Origin of the sequence: Komagataeibacter sp. SM21 (genome assembly GCF_041402665.1) — a bacterium.
Classification (GTDB): domain Bacteria; phylum Pseudomonadota; class Alphaproteobacteria; order Acetobacterales; family Acetobacteraceae; genus Komagataeibacter; species Komagataeibacter saccharivorans.
Genome location: NZ_JBGLOV010000007.1, coordinates 112,009 through 127,543, shown reverse-complemented (window position 1 = coordinate 127,543; position 15,535 = coordinate 112,009). Strand labels below are relative to the sequence as shown.

At 60.5% G+C, this 15,535-nt stretch carries 15 protein-coding genes; 10 read left to right on the top strand and 5 right to left on the bottom strand.

The features are described from left to right. Nucleotides 1-73: 73 nt before the first annotated feature. The 5 genes from ACBR42_RS09090 (at nt 74) to ACBR42_RS09070 (ending at nt 5,010) form a co-directional block, all read left to right on the top strand. On the top strand, nt 74-1,663 hold the full coding sequence (locus ACBR42_RS09090; RefSeq protein ID WP_110547182.1) for an acyl CoA:acetate/3-ketoacid CoA transferase: 1,590 nt from the start codon (nt 74-76) through the stop codon (nt 1,661-1,663). A 157-nt stretch (nt 1,664-1,820) separates the two neighbouring features. Then, a complete protein-coding gene (locus ACBR42_RS09085) occupies nt 1,821-3,092 on the top strand; it encodes a glycerate kinase (protein ID WP_371207795.1) in 1,272 nt (423 codons plus the stop codon). Between the two features lie 196 nt (nt 3,093-3,288). Next, the gene (locus ACBR42_RS09080) at nt 3,289-3,510 is read left to right on the top strand and encodes a CsbD family protein (RefSeq protein ID WP_371207794.1); all 222 of its coding nucleotides are present in this window, start codon (nt 3,289-3,291) and stop codon (nt 3,508-3,510) included. Between the two features lie 500 nt (nt 3,511-4,010). After that, a complete protein-coding gene (locus ACBR42_RS09075; protein ID WP_110547184.1) occupies nt 4,011-4,184 on the top strand; it encodes a DUF3309 family protein in 174 nt (57 codons plus the stop codon). Between the two features lie 208 nt (nt 4,185-4,392). Beyond that, the gene (locus ACBR42_RS09070; RefSeq protein ID WP_371207793.1) at nt 4,393-5,010 is read left to right on the top strand and encodes a YceI family protein; all 618 of its coding nucleotides are present in this window, start codon (nt 4,393-4,395) and stop codon (nt 5,008-5,010) included. 209 nt (nt 5,011-5,219) lie between these two features. Here ACBR42_RS09070 and ACBR42_RS09065 read toward each other — a convergent pair whose 3' ends face one another. Further along, complete coding sequence (locus ACBR42_RS09065; RefSeq protein WP_371207792.1) at nt 5,220-5,846, bottom strand: TetR/AcrR family transcriptional regulator; 627 nt, start codon at nt 5,844-5,846, stop codon at nt 5,220-5,222. 169 nt (nt 5,847-6,015) lie between these two features. Between ACBR42_RS09065 and ACBR42_RS09060 the strand changes: the two genes are divergently transcribed. Next, nucleotides 6,016-6,843: a phytanoyl-CoA dioxygenase family protein gene (locus ACBR42_RS09060; RefSeq protein ID WP_371207791.1), complete on the top strand. Its 828-nt coding sequence runs from the start codon at nt 6,016-6,018 to the stop codon at nt 6,841-6,843. Between the two features lie 83 nt (nt 6,844-6,926). Here ACBR42_RS09060 and ACBR42_RS09055 read toward each other — a convergent pair whose 3' ends face one another. Next, nucleotides 6,927-7,079 (bottom strand): hypothetical protein, encoded by a 153-nt coding sequence (locus ACBR42_RS09055; protein ID WP_162900380.1) that lies wholly within the window; start codon nt 7,077-7,079, stop codon nt 6,927-6,929. Nucleotides 7,080-7,440: 361 nt separating this feature from the next. Here ACBR42_RS09055 and ACBR42_RS09050 point away from each other — a divergent pair, with 361 nt between their 5' ends. Then, nucleotides 7,441-8,481, top strand: a complete 1,041-nt coding sequence (locus ACBR42_RS09050; RefSeq protein WP_102324376.1) for a trans-3-hydroxy-L-proline dehydratase — start codon at nt 7,441-7,443, stop codon at nt 8,479-8,481. On the opposite strand, the gene ACBR42_RS09045 is transcribed toward ACBR42_RS09050, so the two are convergent. The 3 genes from ACBR42_RS09045 to ACBR42_RS09035 form a co-directional block, all read right to left on the bottom strand. Continuing rightward, a complete protein-coding gene (locus ACBR42_RS09045) occupies nt 8,462-9,487 on the bottom strand; it encodes a multidrug resistance efflux transporter family protein (RefSeq protein ID WP_371207790.1) in 1,026 nt (341 codons plus the stop codon). The two genes, ACBR42_RS09050 and ACBR42_RS09045, sit on opposite strands and share 20 nt — an antisense overlap. A 118-nt stretch (nt 9,488-9,605) precedes the next feature. Beyond that, a complete protein-coding gene (locus tag ACBR42_RS09040; protein ID WP_371207789.1) occupies nt 9,606-10,814 on the bottom strand; it encodes a pyridoxal phosphate-dependent aminotransferase in 1,209 nt (402 codons plus the stop codon). 86 nt (nt 10,815-10,900) lie between these two features. After that, nucleotides 10,901-11,857: a GntR family transcriptional regulator gene (locus tag ACBR42_RS09035; protein WP_371207788.1), complete on the bottom strand. Its 957-nt coding sequence runs from the start codon at nt 11,855-11,857 to the stop codon at nt 10,901-10,903. 163 nt (nt 11,858-12,020) lie between these two features. On the opposite strand from ACBR42_RS09035, the gene ACBR42_RS09030 reads away from it, so the two are divergent. Genes ACBR42_RS09030 through ACBR42_RS09020 form a run of 3 tightly spaced genes read left to right on the top strand, consistent with a single transcriptional unit; the run spans nt 12,021 to nt 15,535 of the window. After that, on the top strand, nt 12,021-13,577 hold the full coding sequence (locus ACBR42_RS09030; RefSeq protein ID WP_371207787.1) for an ABC transporter permease subunit: 1,557 nt from the start codon (nt 12,021-12,023) through the stop codon (nt 13,575-13,577). Between the two features lie 25 nt (nt 13,578-13,602). Then, complete coding sequence (locus ACBR42_RS09025; RefSeq protein WP_243705382.1) at nt 13,603-14,328, top strand: amino acid ABC transporter ATP-binding protein; 726 nt, start codon at nt 13,603-13,605, stop codon at nt 14,326-14,328. Between the two features lie 49 nt (nt 14,329-14,377). Next, nucleotides 14,378-15,535, top strand: coding sequence for a M20 family metallopeptidase (locus tag ACBR42_RS09020; RefSeq protein ID WP_371207786.1), 1,158 nt, complete (start codon nt 14,378-14,380; stop codon nt 15,533-15,535).

The window sequence follows — 15,535 nt, the reverse complement described above, 5'->3', positions numbered from 1 at the left end:
GGATTGCCCTTGATCGGGTCAAACCGAATATATAAATAACCAGATAGTTACATGTGGTAAAAGAGGTTCCGGTATGTCAAAAACAAAAAGCGCCGCGGACGTTGCCGCGTTGATCCGTGATGGCGCGATCGTCGCCGTAAATTCGTCCAGCGGCCTGTGCTGTCCCGATGCGGTTCTGGCCGCCATTGGGGAGCGGTTCCGTACCGAAGGCGCGCCACGCAACATCACCACAATCCACCCCATTGCCGCAGGCGATATGTTCGGCACGCGCGGCGTGGATCATCTGGCGCAGCCGGGGCTGATTTCCACCATTATCGGTGGGTCCTATCCGTCCGGCCCGTCCTCGGCGGAACCACCGCTGATCCGCCAGATGCTGGGCCGTAATGAAATTGCGGCCTATAACGTGCCAAGCGGCATCATATTCGACATCCTGCGCGAAGGGGCGGCCATGCGCCCCGGCGTGCTGACAAAGGTGGGGTTGGATACCTTCGTTGATCCCGCGCAGGAAGGCTGCGCCATGAATGAGGCCGCACGGGACAGACCCCTTGTCAGCAAGGTGGAATTCCAGGGGGAGGAATGGCTGTATTTCCCTGCCATCCGGCCTGATGTGGCCATTATCCGCGCCAGCACGGCCGATGAGCGCGGCAACCTGACATTCGAGAATGAAGGGGCCTATCTTGGCGCGATGGAACTGGCGCTGGCGGCGCATAATAGTGGCGGCATCGTAATCGCGCAGGTGCGGCAGGTCGCGCAGGCGGGCACGCTGCGCCCCCATGATGTGCGCGTGCCCGGTATTCTGGTGGATTACGTTGTGGAAGCCCCAAACCAGTTGCAGACTACCGCCACCCCGTATGACCCCGCCATATCGGGTGAAGTATTCCGGCCACTGGACAGTTTTGCACTGCCCCCGTTCGATGCGGCCAAGGTGATCGCGCGCCGTGTCGCACGGGAACTGCAACCCGGATGGGCGGTGAATATCGGTTTTGGCATATCGGCCAACGTTCCGCGCATCCTGCTGGAAGAAGGACGCCATGGCGAGGTGACATGGGTGATCGAGCAGGGGGCGGTCGGTGGCATTCCGCTTCTTGATTTCAAATTTGGCTGTTCCTCCAATGCCGAAGCATTTGTCGCATCGCCGCATCAGTTCACCTATTTTCAGGCAGGCGGTTTTGACCTGTCGCTTCTGTCCTTTCTCCAGATTGATGGCAACGGATCGGTCAATGTGTCCCGGTTGTCGGCGCGCCCGCATGTAACGGCGGGTTCGGGCGGGTTTGTCGATATTACTTCCCGCGCCCGCAGGATCGTTTTTTCCGGGTATTTCAATGCCGGGGCCAAATTCGACATTGTGGATGGCAGGCTGGTGATTACGCGCGAAGGAAAAATCGCCAAAATCGTCAACCAGCTTGAACAGGTTTCCTTCTCCGGCCCGCGGGCCATCGCGCAGGGGCAGCAGGTGCTGTACGTGACGGAACGCTGCGTCATGCAACTGACCCCGGACGGGTTGATGGTAACGGAAATCGCGCCGGGCGTGGACCTGCAGACGCAGGTGCTTGATCAGGCGGAAGCGCCGCTGCTGGTTTCTCCGTCGCTCCGCGTGATGGATGCAGCGCTGTTCCAGCCCGATGGCAAAATCGCGCCGCAGGGTTCCCGCGTGGCTGCATAGGTTCACGCCTGCCTGTTCCGTCATATGTCACGCATATGGCGGGGCAGGGACGGCCAAAAGATTGTTTGAAAATAAATCCTTCACCAAAAACGTCCTTATGCTTTCCGGATATTTCCTGACAGACTTTGCAAACAGCCTCTAAGGAGAGTTGATCGCCATGGCGGGTGAACGCGCGTTTCTGACGCGTCTTTTCAGGGCCGCAGTCGCGGCGGCAGATCCTGAAATTGTGCTGGGTCCGTTTCTTCCTCCGCGCCCCAAAGGGAAAACGGTTGTCGTGGGGGCGGGTAAGGGCGTAGCCCAGCTTGCCCATGCGCTGGAACGTTTATGGGATGGTCCCCTGTCTGGCGTTGTGGTGACACGGTATGGTTATGGCATCCCGTGCAGACGCATCCGTGTTGTCGAGGCCGGGCATCCGGTTCCCGATCAGGCGGGACTGGATGCGACGGGCCTGCTGTTTGCGGCTGTCCACGGGCTGGAGGCGGACGATCTGGTGATCGCCCTTGTCTGCGGTGGCGGTTCGGCATTGCTGCCAGCCCCGGCGGCGGGATTGAGCCTGCAGGATGAAATTGCCCTTAACGAAATCCTGCTGGCCTCAGGTGCCCCGATTTCCGTCATGAACATGATCCGCAAGCAGGTTTCCCGCATCAAGGGGGGCAGGCTGGCGGCTGCGGCATGGCCTGCGCGGGTTGTCAGTCTTGTTGTATCCGATATTCCGGGGGACAATCCGGCACTGGTGGCATCAGGGCCAACAGTGCCGGATGCGGCGGGCGTGCAGGATGCGCTGGCTGTAGTCAGGCGCTACGGCATGACGCTACCTCCTGCAATCATGCACTCTCTCAATACGGCAACAGCCCAAGCTCCCAGCCCCGACGACCCGCGCTTTCAGCGCAATACGGTGCATGTCATCGCCTCGGCCTCCCTGTCGCTGGAAGCTGCGGTACGGACTGCGGAGCGCGAGGGCATACCGGCTGTCATCCTGTCTGATTCCGTGGAAGGGGAGGCGCGTGACGTTGCACAGGTTCATGCAGCGATCGCCCGCGAAATCGTGCAGCGCAACCGGCCCTTTCCCTGCCCTGTCCTGCTTCTTTCCGGTGGGGAGACAACAGTCACCCTCAAAGGACATGGGAAGGGAGGACGAAACAGCGAATTTGCCCTGTCCCTTGCAATCGGCATCAGTGGCGTGGAAGGCATCCATGCGCTGGCAGCCGATACGGATGGCATTGACGGGAGCGAGGATAATGCCGGGGCTTTCGTCGATACGTTTACGGCCACCCGGCTTTATCAGCGCGGGATGGACCCGGCGTCCCTGTTACGACGCAATGACGCATGGACGGCTTTTTCTGCGTTGGGGGACCTGTTTGTAACCGGCCCGACAGGGACGAATGTAAATGACTTCCGGGCCATTCTGATTGCACGGCACCCGATGTGATGTCCTGCCGGGCGCCATGCTGTCGGCTTCCTTAAAGCTCGGGACCAACAGGGTGCGTGATCGGGGCGTTATGCAACGAACGCTGGCATCCGGCGTTAAACTGATGGTCCCAGGGCCTGCAAAGAGGTTCTGGAGCGGCCTGTTTGGCTATTTTTAATGATTGTTGTGTTTGATCGCGCGTCGTGCGGAACGGCAAATGTTGTCCGTTCTGCTGCGGCACAGGATCATCGACACAAGGAGTAGTGATATGGACAAGGATCGTATGGCAGGCATGGCAAAGCAGGCCAAGGGCGCCATCAAGGAAGCCGCGGGCAAGGTCCTCGGCGATACAAAAATGACTGCCGAAGGCAAGGGCGAAAAGGCCGCAGGCAAGGTCCAGAACGCCGTTGGCGGCGTGAAGGATAAAGTGAAGGAATAATACCGCTCGGGTCTGTTACGGGGCGACCGGGTATCATGGCTGCTGGCAGTCTGTATTTGGTCCACCTTGCAATAAAAGACAGAATAATAACAGGCTCGCAGTGTAATCGGGTCCGTTTGTGAACGGCGTATCGTGCATGTCCTGTGCCGATCTGAAAAATCACAGGGCATGCACTCCTGTCCGTGGCATGACGGATATCCGGATGCAGGATGGCATCACCGTTTCCGCGATCCATGTTTCGGGCGACATGGTGCCTGTATAAATACCTTGCCCCACAGGATTGCCTGCCTTGTGCATAAGGTAGCAGGATCATCCCATCCGGTTTCCTGCAGAACAGGCAGACAGCGCACCGTGCTTGCAACAGCAGGGTGCTGAATACCCTTTCCAGATTCAGACATTCGTAACCGACCCAATGCAGCGATACGGCTCTGTCGCGCTTCTGACATGCGAGGTTTACGACCGGCTCCGATGCGAGGGTTGAGACCTAACGGAGTAAAGCGATGAGTACAATTCTTATCATCATTGTGGTGATTCTGCTGCTTGGTGGCGGTGGGGGGTATTATGCGCATGATCGCTATGGCGGTGCGGGACTTGGGGGTGTTCTCGGTCTCGTTGTCCTGATCCTGCTGCTGCTATGGCTGTTCGGGGGGCTTGGCGGTGTCAGCAGGGTATAGCCGGGCCGGGGCAGGGGAACTGACGGATATATAAGAAATGGAAATGGTGCGTTTCCATGCTTGTTGTTCATGTCAGTTGGTTATCCCGGTATGCACGGATGACGGCAGGACTGTAGCCGGGAACGGGCGGAAGAAAACCTGAAAATCTTCCGTCCTGTTTTCTGTCTTCTGATTGCCAGTATATCCCGTTCCTTTCCGGAGAGTTTTTATGAAATATAACCCCCTGTTCCTGCCCCTCGCAGCGGTTGGTATCGCTCTTGCCTGCGCCCGGCCTGTTGCGGCGCAGGTCGTGACCAATCCGGCACAGGTGCAGTCCGGGCATTACGATGTTGAAGCCGCCCATACACAGGTCGGTTTTTCCGTGCTGCATTTCGGTTTTACCAATTATGGGGGCGTGTTTTCACAGGTTTCCGGCACACTTGACCTGAACGCCCACGCGCCTTCCGCATCGAAACTGTCGGTCACCATTCCCCTTGCATCAGTCCAGACCACCAGTTCCCGCCTTACGGAAGAACTGAAGGGCGATCAGTGGTTTGACGCGACCAAATTCCCGAACGCCACCTTTGTTTCCCGCAGTGTTCAGGTAACGGGAGCCAGTGACGCGACAGTAGAAGGGGATCTGACCCTGCATGGCGTGACGCGGCCCGAGACCCTGAAAATCCACTTCATCGGGGCGGGCGTGAATGCGATGGACAAGAAATATACGGCCGGTTTCGAGGCCACGGCGACAATAAAACGGAGCGATTTTGGCGTAAAAATGTACGTTCCGTATGTTAGTGACGAAGTGCGCCTGTTTATCAACGGTGCCTTTGAAAAGCAGGGCTGACACACTGCTGTTCCCGCATGCAGCATGCCGGCGGGAACAGATCAGGCGCAGGAACAAAAGGATCGGTCCATAAGACCCTTTTCGTAATCGCATGAAAGTTTTTGGTGAGGCTTTTTTTTAAAAGCTTTGGAAGACGCCGCTTTTTTGAAAAAAGGCGGCGCCCAAAAACTTTCCTGTTTTTTATTAAAGATTTCTGTTCAAACAATCTTTTACAGGCGGGGTAAGGCGATGCCATCCAGCACCGTCTGTACCAGCATATCCATCCACTTTATATCAAGCGGGCCAACTGGCACCAGCATGCGGTAATAAATCGGACCGTATAACGCATCAAGCACCACCTCCGGGTCCAGATCCGGGCGCAGTTCGCCCTGTGTGATGGCGGCCTGCAATATGGTGCGGGCCTCGTCCCGGCGGGGACGGGCATATCCTTCCACAAATGCCGTAATGGTATGCGGGTCACGCTGTCCTTCGGCAAGGATGGCGGCCATAACGCGCCCCGTTGGCCCGGCATAGACCTCCGCCACGCGCAGCAACTGCCGGCGCAGGGCATCCAGCGCGCTGTCACCATCCTTTGGGTAGCTGATCTTGGGTTCCGTCGCAGCAAGGAAACCCGCCATCGCCAGCGCGCCCTTGCTGGGCCACCAGCGGTAGATCGTACTCTTGCCGACACCGGCGCGGGCGGCCACGGCCTCCATCCCGAAACCGGCTATCCCGTTTTCTTCAAGCAGGGCGTTGGCAGCCTGCAGGATTGCCGCGCGCGCGGCACGGTCGCGCGGTCGGCCCGCGCGGGTATGGGAATGGTCAGTGCGCTCCAGAGCAGGGAGGGATGGGTCCATATTGCGCGTCTCCTTGAGCATTCACTGCCCGGCATGACGAAAATGAGCAAGTTATTTTACTATATGCGTCTCTGAATCCTGATTAAGTCCCTTTCACTTTATAATTGACAATGAACGACAGGTCTACTTACGATACAAATAGTATCGAAATAGGAAAACTGTCATGTCCATGGCATTGACTCCGCAGCAGGGCGCGTTTTTCCGTACGCATGGATACCTTTCCCCGCTTCAGGCTTTTTCCCCCGATCAGGCCCGGCATTACCGTGCCCGCCTTGAAGCCTATGAACGCCAGACGGGCGAGGAAATGAACGCGCGCCTCAAGATCAAGGCGCATCTTGCCTTTCCCTGGCTATGCGACATGGCGCGCAACCCCGCCATCGTGGCGGCGGTCCGGTCGCTGCTGGGGCCGGATGTGCTGCTGTTTGGTGCATCGTGTTTTGCCAAGAACGCACATGATCCACGTTTTGTCTCATGGCATCAGGATTCGGCCTATTATGGCCTGGACCCGCATGAGGAAGTAACGGTCTGGGTCGCCCTGTCACGTGCTGACACACGCAGCGGCTGCCTGAAGGTGCTGCCCGGCAGCCATCTTGGTCCCGACCGGGTGCATGATGAAACGTACGACGCTGCCAATCTGCTTTCACGCGGGCAATCACTGCGCGATATTGACGAAGCGCAGGCCGTGGAAATGCCACTCGAACCCGGCCAGTTCTCTATCCATCATGAACGTACGGCCCATGGTTCAGGCCCGAACCTGTCGGATGACCGGCGTGTAGGGGTGGCATTTTTCTATATGCCCGCTCACGTCCGCTCCACCCTTGGCCGCCGTACGGCGATGCCGGTCTGTGGTAGTGACTCCTACGGGCATTGGGACCGTGACCCTGAACCGCGCACTGATCTTGATGCACAATCCATGGCGGCGCTGGAAATGGTATGGGGGGACTATCGCGATAAAGCGCGAACAGGTCAGGCAGCACAGGGTAGTCCTGCACCCTGACCGTTCACGGCGGGCTTTTTATGTAGGGGAACAACAGTTTCCCCGGCTGTAAAGCCCGCCCCCTCTACGGGATGGCCGCCTGCTCACGGCAGCAGATATAGCCCCGCATCGGGCGGCAGGGCCTGACCGGACATCAGGGCCATGACATATAACGCCACCAGCATAAGGGCCGCGGCAATAAGCATTGGCCAGTAAAGGGGCGAGTGGCGATGTGTGGACAGGGGAATCGGACGCATTGTGGCCTCCATTCACGTTCGCGGACATTGCGTTGACGTCATGCCCGCATGGTGCAGACATGGGTGGCCAGACGTGATGGACAATACGTTCCTGCTGCATGGGCGGTGGTACGGGTAATGTGGGGGACGCATGGCTGGGTGATCCGGTTTTACGTCGGTCAGGACAGAAAATTCATGGGAGGGCATCGACCCTGCCAAAAATGCGGTAACATTTCGTTTAAGAAATAATATGCTTTATCATGAAGCCATGAACATCCGCATCTGAAGGGGGGCATGAGATAGGAAAAGTAGCCGTCAGTATGCTCTTGCCCCCAGCCGATGCGCTTCTCTGTACGTTTTTTAAAACTGAACGGAATTCATCATGCGCAGTAAGAAGCTTGTCCATATCGTAACCTGTCATGCGGCGGGGGAGGTGGGGGATGTGATTGTGGGTGGTGTCGCCCCGCCACCCGGCGATACGTTATGGGCACAGTCGCGCTTCATTGCGCAGGATGAGACGCTGCGTAACTTCGTGCTGAACGAACCACGCGGCGGTGTGTTCCGTCATGTCAACCTGCTGGTCCCGCCACGCGATCCCCGTGCGCAGATGGGCTGGATCATCATGGAACCCGCTGACACGCCCCCCATGTCTGGTTCGAATTCGATCTGCGTTTCTACCGTCCTGCTGGAAACGGGCATCATACCGATGGTCGAACCCGAAACCCGCATGGCGCTGGAGGCACCGGGCGGAGTGATCGATGTGACCGCGACCTGCCGTGATGGCCGGGCCGAACGGATAAGCGTGCGCAATGTCCCGTCTTTTGCCGCCCGTCTGGATGTCCTGCTGGATGTGCCGGGACTGGGCACGCTGAAGGTCGATACCGCCTATGGTGGTGACAGCTTCGTCATTGTGGATGCGGCGGCGCTGGGGCTGGATCTGGGGCCGGATTCCGCGCGGACGCTCGCGGAACTGGGCATGCGCATTACCGCCGCCGCCAACCGGCAGTCTGGCTTTCATCATCCCGACAATCCCGACTGGACGCATATATCATTCTGCCTGTTCACCACGCCGGTTGAACTGCGCGATGGTGTCCGCACCGCCCCGCATGTGGTGGCGATCCGGCCGGGCAAGATTGATCGCTCACCTACCGGCACTGCATGTTCCGCCCGGATGGCGGTGCTGCATGCGCGGGGTGAAATGGCGGTGGGAGACCGCTATGTCGCGCGTTCGATCATCGGTTCGGAATTCGACTGCCATATCGACGCCACCGCACGCGTGGGCGATACCGATGCAATCATTCCCGTTATTTCAGGCAGCGCATGGATTACCGGCACGCAGCAGTTGATGCTGGACCCCACGGACCCGTATCCGGCAGGCTACCGGCTGAGCGATACATGGCCGGTCATGGCTCCGGATATGTAGCATCGGTATCCAGAACCTGCTTCGCCTGTCCCTGTACGGTAAAGGCGATCAGCCCACACAGCACGGCGGCAATGCCCGTCCACGCCATTGCGCCGGGCAGCGGCGCGCCCAGAAACAGGGTATCACCGGCCAGTGCAAAGAACATTTCACTGGCCTGCGTGGCGTCAACGGCTGCAATGCGCATCGGGTCGGATGACATGTTCCGTGCGTAGATGAATAATGTCATCCCACCGCATCCCGCCACCAGCGCGACCAGTGCGGTATCGAGTATCTGACCCGCGGTGGGTGGCGGCGGGGCGCTGCCCAGCACCACGGCGGCAAAGACCGGCAATGCCCCCAGCGTCAGTAGCAATACGCTTACTGCCGGGTCGGCCAGAATATCGCCCCCTGGCAGGTTCCGGTCATGGCGCGCATGACTGAGCATCTGGTTGCCCAGCGGGTAGGTAAAGGCGGCTACGATAACCGGCAGTATTCCCGCCACGACCTGCCCCATGCTGGCGCCATCCTGCACGCGCGTCGCATTGACGATCATGACGCCCGCAGCAATGACCGCAAGCGACACGACCCCGCGTAGCGGCACCCGCGCGCCAAACGCCAGCATGACGATGGGGCTGGCCAGAATGGTCAACTGCCATGTGGTTGAAAGCATCCACGCGGGCGTATGCGCCGCCGCGTAGCAGAAACAGGAATAGGTAACGCCATACCCGCTGCCGCCCGCCAGCAGCCACACGATGGGCCGCGCACGATAAAGGGCGAAGACTCGGCTTACGAAGGCAGGGCCACGCCGCACCAGCAGCCATGCCGTCAGCAGGATGGCGGTATCAAGATAACGTAGCGCGGCACTCCATGCCCAGTGTCCACCCTGCATGCTCATGAGACGGTTGAGGATGAAGGTCAGCGAAAACAGGCCCCCCGCCGCAATCCCCAGCATCATGACCCGCACAAGGGAGGGCGCGGTGGGGGCAGGAGTACATGTGGAAGGGAGGGGAACGGCGGTAGCAGGCATGACGGCGCATGACTTTCGGGAAGGGGCCCGGACCGGGACGGGATGGCGCGGAATATTAGTCGCGCCATCCCGCATGGTCATTACGATATCGGTGCAATACACCCATGCACCCGTAACGTTATTGCAGCGCCAGGCAGGCTGTGTGCATCCGGGCGCAGCAGGCGGCCAGAACTTCCGTATCCACACCGAACGCAATGCGCACATGTCCCGGTGCGCGAAAGGCTGAACCGGGCACCAGCGCCACGCGCGCGGCTTCCAGCATATAGGTTGCGAAATCGACATCGGTACGCAGCACCTGCCCCGATGGCGTGGTCCGGTTCAGGCAGCCGCTTACATCCGCGAAGACATAAAACGCCCCTTCCGGCAGTACGGCATCGAGACCGGGCGTGGTACGGACCATATCCATCACGATGGCGCGCCGCCTGCGCAGGATCGGCAGCCATTCATCCAGAAAGCCAACCCCGCCCGACAGCGCCGCACGGGCCGCATCCTGGCTTATGGAACTGGGGTTGGATGTGCTCTGGGACTGTAGCGTATCAAGTGCCGCGATCAGCCATGACGGCCCCCCGGCATAACCCAGCCGCCACCCGGTCATGGAAAAGCTTTTGGATACGCCGTTAATGGTCAGGATACGTGAGGCCAGTGCCGGACGCAGCGCCGCTGGGGTGGCGAATGTCGTATCAAAAACAATGGCTTCATAAATATCGTCGGCCATGATCATCACGTTGTCATGCGGGGCAATGACATCGCACAGCGCACCCAGTTCCGCCGCCGGATAGACCGCGCCGGTGGGGTTGTTGGGGGAATTGAGGATGACCCAGCGGGTGCGTGGCGTAATCGCCGCCGCCAGGTCTTCAGGCGCCAGTTTCCAGCCATTGCTGGCATGGCAGGGAACCAGAACCGGCGTACCGCCAGCAAGGCGGATCATGTCGGGATACGAGACCCAGCACGGCGTGGGGACAATCACCTCATCACCCGCGTCCAGCGTGGCGAGGAAGGCATTGAATATGATCTGTTTCGCCCCGCAGGATGCGATGACTTCATTCTGTGCGAAATCCAGCCCGTTGCGCTGGCGAAAATACGCCCGGATCGCATCCTTCAGCCCGGTGGTGCCCGCCACGGCGGTATATTTGGTCAGGCCCGCACGGATGGCGGCGATGCCTGCTTCGGCAATGGGGGCGGGGGTATCGAAATCCAGTTCACCTTCGCCCAGATTGTCAACCGTGACACCGGACGCCGCAAGGGTGCGTACCGTGTCGGAAATGGCGGCGGTGGGCGATGCGCCAATCATGCCCATGCGTGGGGCCAGCCTGCCGGAGGGTGCCATGGCGTGGATATTCCTTCCATATCGGGGGACGCGCCGCATCCTGATGCGCGGCGTGCTCCAATATTGTACAGAACATCACACAAAGATCAATCTTGCGGGTGTTCCTTTCGGGCTCCGCGCGCCATGGCCTTTGCGGCCTCATAGGCGCGGCCAAGATGCTCCGCCATCATCGTGGATGCGTCCTCGTTACGGCCGTTGGAGAGGGCATCCATTATGCGCAGATGTTCACGGCACCAGTCGCGTACACGGCGGCGATTGACATAGCCCCCGAACTCCAGCAGCCGTCGCAGCCGGTTATGCTGTTGCATGGTCTGTACAATGAAGGCGTTATGCGTGAAGCGTGCGATCATTTCATGAAACTGCGCATCGGTATCGAATATCTGCACCGCGCTGACCCGCGATATGTCGGGGTGCGATTCAAGGTAGATATGCTGGATACGGCAGTGTTCCAGCGCCCCCGGATCGATACGGAAATGTTCGCCCATCATGCTGGCAGGTTCGAACATGCGGCGGAATTCGTAGCTGTTCTGTAAGGCCACGCCGGTATCCAGCGTGGGCAGGAAGGTCCAGCCGCGTCCCTGATTGCGCCTGAGCAGCCCGTCATCCACCAGCCGCAGCAGCGTGCGCTGCAGCAGGGCGCGGTCCACGTCATAGCGGCGGCTTATGCTGCTTTGCGTAAAGGATTCCGGCAGGTCGCCGTTAAGGCGTTCCTGCACGATCTCGGAATACAGGTCCTGTTCGGGGGTGGAAGGGACGGAAATGTCCACATGCTGGATCTCGCCCGCGTTGGCCCGCAGGAAATACCCCTGATTGCGACGCGCCTCGATAATGCCGCGTTCGGCCAGCAGCGCCAGCGCCGTGCGGATGGGCGAACGCGAGATGCCAAGCAGATCCGCAAGCTGCTGTTCGCGCAGGTGATGTCCCGGCTCAAAGCGGCCTTCGCGGATGATGTCGAGGATCTGGTTGGCCAGAAGATAACGTTTTTGGGTCGGGCGGCGGACCATGCGTGTCCTGATGAAATCGTGCTGATGGTGGGCGATCATACAAACTTCATCATCATATGTCGATCTGGCCATGGAATAATGCGAAATCGGAATGTTTCGTGCTTGACATGGAATGCGGAAGAATTTGTATTATTGGAACGTAACAGGACAATGTTGCCGCACACCGTTCCGGTGGCGGTGTCCGCCGCACGACAGGGGCCGCATGATCCGCAACGCCATCCTTGCCGCGATATCCATACTGCCCCTGTGGCATGGCGCAGCGCGGGCGATGCCCACGCTGGCTACGCCGGGTGCATTGACTTCGGCCACGGCTGCGACCTTCACGCCTTTTGAATTCGTGCGTGACGGTCAGGTGACGGGATTTGATATAGACCTTGCCGCCGCCATGGCCGCACGGCTGCACCTGCGTCCGGTAACGGTGAACATGCAGTTTGACGGGCTGATCCCGGCACTACAGGGCGGTCGTGTCGATTTCATCAATTCGGCCATGTATATCAGTCCCGAACGTGCGCGGGCGGTCGATTTCGTGCCCTATCTTCAGGTTGCGAACGTGGTCATGGTCTCCGCCGCCCGGCCCGGTGGCATTACGGGCAATGATCTCAGCCTGTGTGGGCGGCAGGTCGCCGTTACCCTTGGCGGGATCGAGGATGACAACGCACGCGACGCCTCCGCCCGGTGTCGCGCGGCGGGACGGCCCGCGCTGGACGTGCTCAGTTTCCCCACGGGGCAGGATACGGCCATGAACCTGCGCGCCGGGCGGGTGGATGCGGCGTTCGATTCCGTTTACGGCGCGGTCACGCTCATGCACGACATGCCCGGTGTTTACGCCGTGGCGGGACGCCCTTTCGGCACGGATGCGTGGATCGGCTTTGCCGTGCGCAGGGGCGATACGGCCATGCGCGATATGCTGGCCGGTGCCCTGCACGCGGTGCAGGCGGATGGCACGTTCGATGCGCTGGTGCGCCGGTGGGACCTGCCGCCTGCGGAACAGGTCGATACCGCGGCACAGGGACAGGTGCGTCGTGGCGGCCTATGGCGGGGACTGGCGGCGTGCTGGGGGTATTTCGCATCATGGCTGTTTTTTGAAGCAGCCCTCATGACATTGCTGGTTACCATCCTGTCGCTGGCGGCGGGCTGTGTGATCGGGCTGGGCGCCGCCCTTATGCAGTCGTCGCGCCTGCGCGTGGCGCAGGTAGTGGTGGCGCTGTATCTGTGGCTGTTCCGTGGCACGCCCGTGCTGTTGCAGATCGTGTTTGTCTATAACGTACTGCCGGGTTTCGGCCTGCGGCTTTCGGCGCTGCTGTCCGCCGTGCTGGCGCTTTCGCTGAACGAAGGGGCCTACATGGCCGAAATCATCCGCGCCGGACTGCGCGCCATCCGGCCCGGACAGCGCACGGCAGGGCTGGCGCTGGGTCTGACACCTGTGGGGGTCATGCGGCATATCGTCGCCCCGCAGGCATTCCGTGTGATTGTGCCCATGCTGGGTAATCAGGCGATCGGTATGCTCAAGACCAGTGCGCTGGTGTCCGTGATTGCGGTGGAAGACCTGCTGCTGGTTGCCAATCAGGCTGCATCCGCCAGCTTCCGGTATCTTGAGGCCCTGTCCGCCGCAGGTCTGTATTATCTGGCGCTTACAACCCTGTTCATGCTGGGGCAGGCGGTCCTTGAACGCAGGCTGGACCCGGCGGTGCGGGCTACGGGTGGCACGCTGCTGGCACGTCTTGGCCGGATGGTGGGGAGTGCTGGCGATGCCCGTTGAAACCCTGGCGTCCCCACAGACCCCGATCCTTGAAGTCAGCGGTATCTGCCGCAGGGTCGGTGATGCGGTGCTGCTTGATGACTGCGCCTTTACCCTGCCACGTGGGCAGACGGCGGTCCTGCTTGGCCCTTCGGGTGCGGGCAAGTCCACGCTGCTGCGCTGCATCAACCTGCTGGCCCCGGCGGATAGCGGGCGCATCCTGTTCGACGGGCGTGACATCATGGCGCCGGGCGTGGATGCGCCGGGCGTGCGACGCGACATTGGTATGGTGTTCCAGAATTTCGAGCTGTTCGATCATATGACCGTGCTGGAAAACATCATGCTGGCGCCGATGCGCGTGCGTGGCCTGTCGCGTAATCAGGCGCGCGATCTTGCCATGGCCATGCTGGAAAAGGTGCACCTGCCGCACCGGGCCGATGCCCTGCCATCCGGTCTGTCGGGTGGCCAGCAGCAGCGCGCCGCGATCGCGCGCGCGCTGGCGATGCAGCCGCGGCTGATGCTGTATGACGAACCGACTTCCGCGCTGGACCCGGAAATGACCGGCGAGGTGCTGACAGTCATGTCCGACCTTGCGGCGGAAGGCATGGCCAGCGTGGTCGTAACCCACGAAATGGGTTTTGCCCGCCGTGTCGCGGACCAGATCGTATTCATGCAGGCCGGACAGGTGGTGGAGGAAACACCCGGCGCCGATTTCTTTGCCGGACGGTGCAGCGTGCGGGCCCGGCGTTTTCTTGAACGGGTGATGGACTGATCCGTCCCGCCCCTTTCCTTCGTTACTGAATGATCTGGATGGAATACAGATGAAGCAGACCCCAGACCTGGACCGGATGAAGCGCGATCTTGCCGCGCTGATCGCCATGCCCAGCGAAAACCCGCCGGGGCATGAAGCGCAGGTGGCCGATTACGTTGCCGCCTGCCTGGAGCCGCTTGGTTTTGTCATCACGCGGGATGAATATGAGCCCGGTCGCGTCAATATCGAAGCCCGTCTGGACAACGGACCCGGCCCGGTATTCGCGCTCAATACCCATATGGATGTCGTCCCGGCGGGAACGGGATGGCAACACGATCCCTTCACCATGACGGAGGAGGACGGGCGGCTGTATGGTCGCGGGTCAAGTGACTGCAAGGGCTCGCTGGTCTGCATGATGGAAGCGGGCCGCATGCTTGCGGCGGACAGGGCGGAATGGCGTGGCACGCTGCTGCTTGTATTCGTGGCGGATGAGGAAGTGGCGAGTGTGGGCGCGCGGCGTTATGTCACCACCGCCCCGCATATTGATTACGTTATCGTGGGCGAACCCACATCGAACACAACCTATGCCGCGCATAAGGGCAGCCTGCGCCCGCTGGTGCGCGTGCATGGCACACCGGCCCATTCCGGCACGCCAGATCTGGGGGATAACGCGATCTATCGCGCCGCCGCGCTGGTGAACATGGTTGCTGCCGAACATGCGGATGTTGTCCGTCATATCGACCATCCGCTGGTGGGGGCTGCAAGCCTTACGATCACGCGTGCAAGCGGTGGCCATGCGGATAATGTCGTGCCGCAGGGCTGCGACCTGCTGCTGGACCGCCGCATGGTTCCGGGCGAAGATGAAGAAGCCGTCAAGGCGCAGATTGCCAGCCTGCTGGCGCGCGCCAATGCACAGGCAGGCGTGCGGGCCGAAATTGTTGAATTCCGTCCCACGACCGGCGGTGCGGTTGAAACACCGGCGGACCATGTGATCGTGCAGCAGGGGCTTGCGGTCTGTCGTGCCAATGGTGTCGCGGAGCCCGGTCCCTTCGGTTTTCAGGGCGCGTGCGATCTGGTGCATTTCTGTAATGCCGGGGCGGCTGGCGTGGTGATCGGGCCGGGTGTGCTGAGTGTGGCGCACAAGGCCGATGAATACGTGCCCGAAGCCGACCTGCCGGTGGCGGCCTGCATTTACCGCGATATGGTTATCGCCCTGATGCCCGTCTGA

Coding starts and splice junctions, on each gene's coding strand:
- ACBR42_RS09085 (WP_371207795.1), top strand. CDS start 1,821: ATGGCGGGTGAACGCGCGTTTCTGACGCGTCTTTTCAGGGCCGCAGTC.
- ACBR42_RS09075 (WP_110547184.1), top strand. CDS start 4,011: ATGAGTACAATTCTTATCATCATTGTGGTGATTCTGCTGCTTGGTGGC.
- ACBR42_RS09020 (WP_371207786.1), top strand. CDS start 14,378: ATGAAGCAGACCCCAGACCTGGACCGGATGAAGCGCGATCTTGCCGCG.
- ACBR42_RS09080 (WP_371207794.1), top strand. CDS start 3,289: ATGTTGTCCGTTCTGCTGCGGCACAGGATCATCGACACAAGGAGTAGT.
- ACBR42_RS09045 (WP_371207790.1), bottom strand. CDS start 9,487: ATGCCTGCTACCGCCGTTCCCCTCCCTTCCACATGTACTCCTGCCCCC.
- ACBR42_RS09035 (WP_371207788.1), bottom strand. CDS start 11,857: ATGATCGCCCACCATCAGCACGATTTCATCAGGACACGCATGGTCCGC.
- ACBR42_RS09055 (WP_162900380.1), bottom strand. CDS start 7,079: ATGCGTCCGATTCCCCTGTCCACACATCGCCACTCGCCCCTTTACTGG.
- ACBR42_RS09030 (WP_371207787.1), top strand. CDS start 12,021: ATGATCCGCAACGCCATCCTTGCCGCGATATCCATACTGCCCCTGTGG.
- ACBR42_RS09050 (WP_102324376.1), top strand. CDS start 7,441: ATGCGCAGTAAGAAGCTTGTCCATATCGTAACCTGTCATGCGGCGGGG.
- ACBR42_RS09090 (WP_110547182.1), top strand. CDS start 74: ATGTCAAAAACAAAAAGCGCCGCGGACGTTGCCGCGTTGATCCGTGAT.
- ACBR42_RS09060 (WP_371207791.1), top strand. CDS start 6,016: ATGGCATTGACTCCGCAGCAGGGCGCGTTTTTCCGTACGCATGGATAC.
- ACBR42_RS09065 (WP_371207792.1), bottom strand. CDS start 5,846: ATGGACCCATCCCTCCCTGCTCTGGAGCGCACTGACCATTCCCATACC.
- ACBR42_RS09040 (WP_371207789.1), bottom strand. CDS start 10,814: ATGGCACCCTCCGGCAGGCTGGCCCCACGCATGGGCATGATTGGCGCA.
- ACBR42_RS09070 (WP_371207793.1), top strand. CDS start 4,393: ATGAAATATAACCCCCTGTTCCTGCCCCTCGCAGCGGTTGGTATCGCT.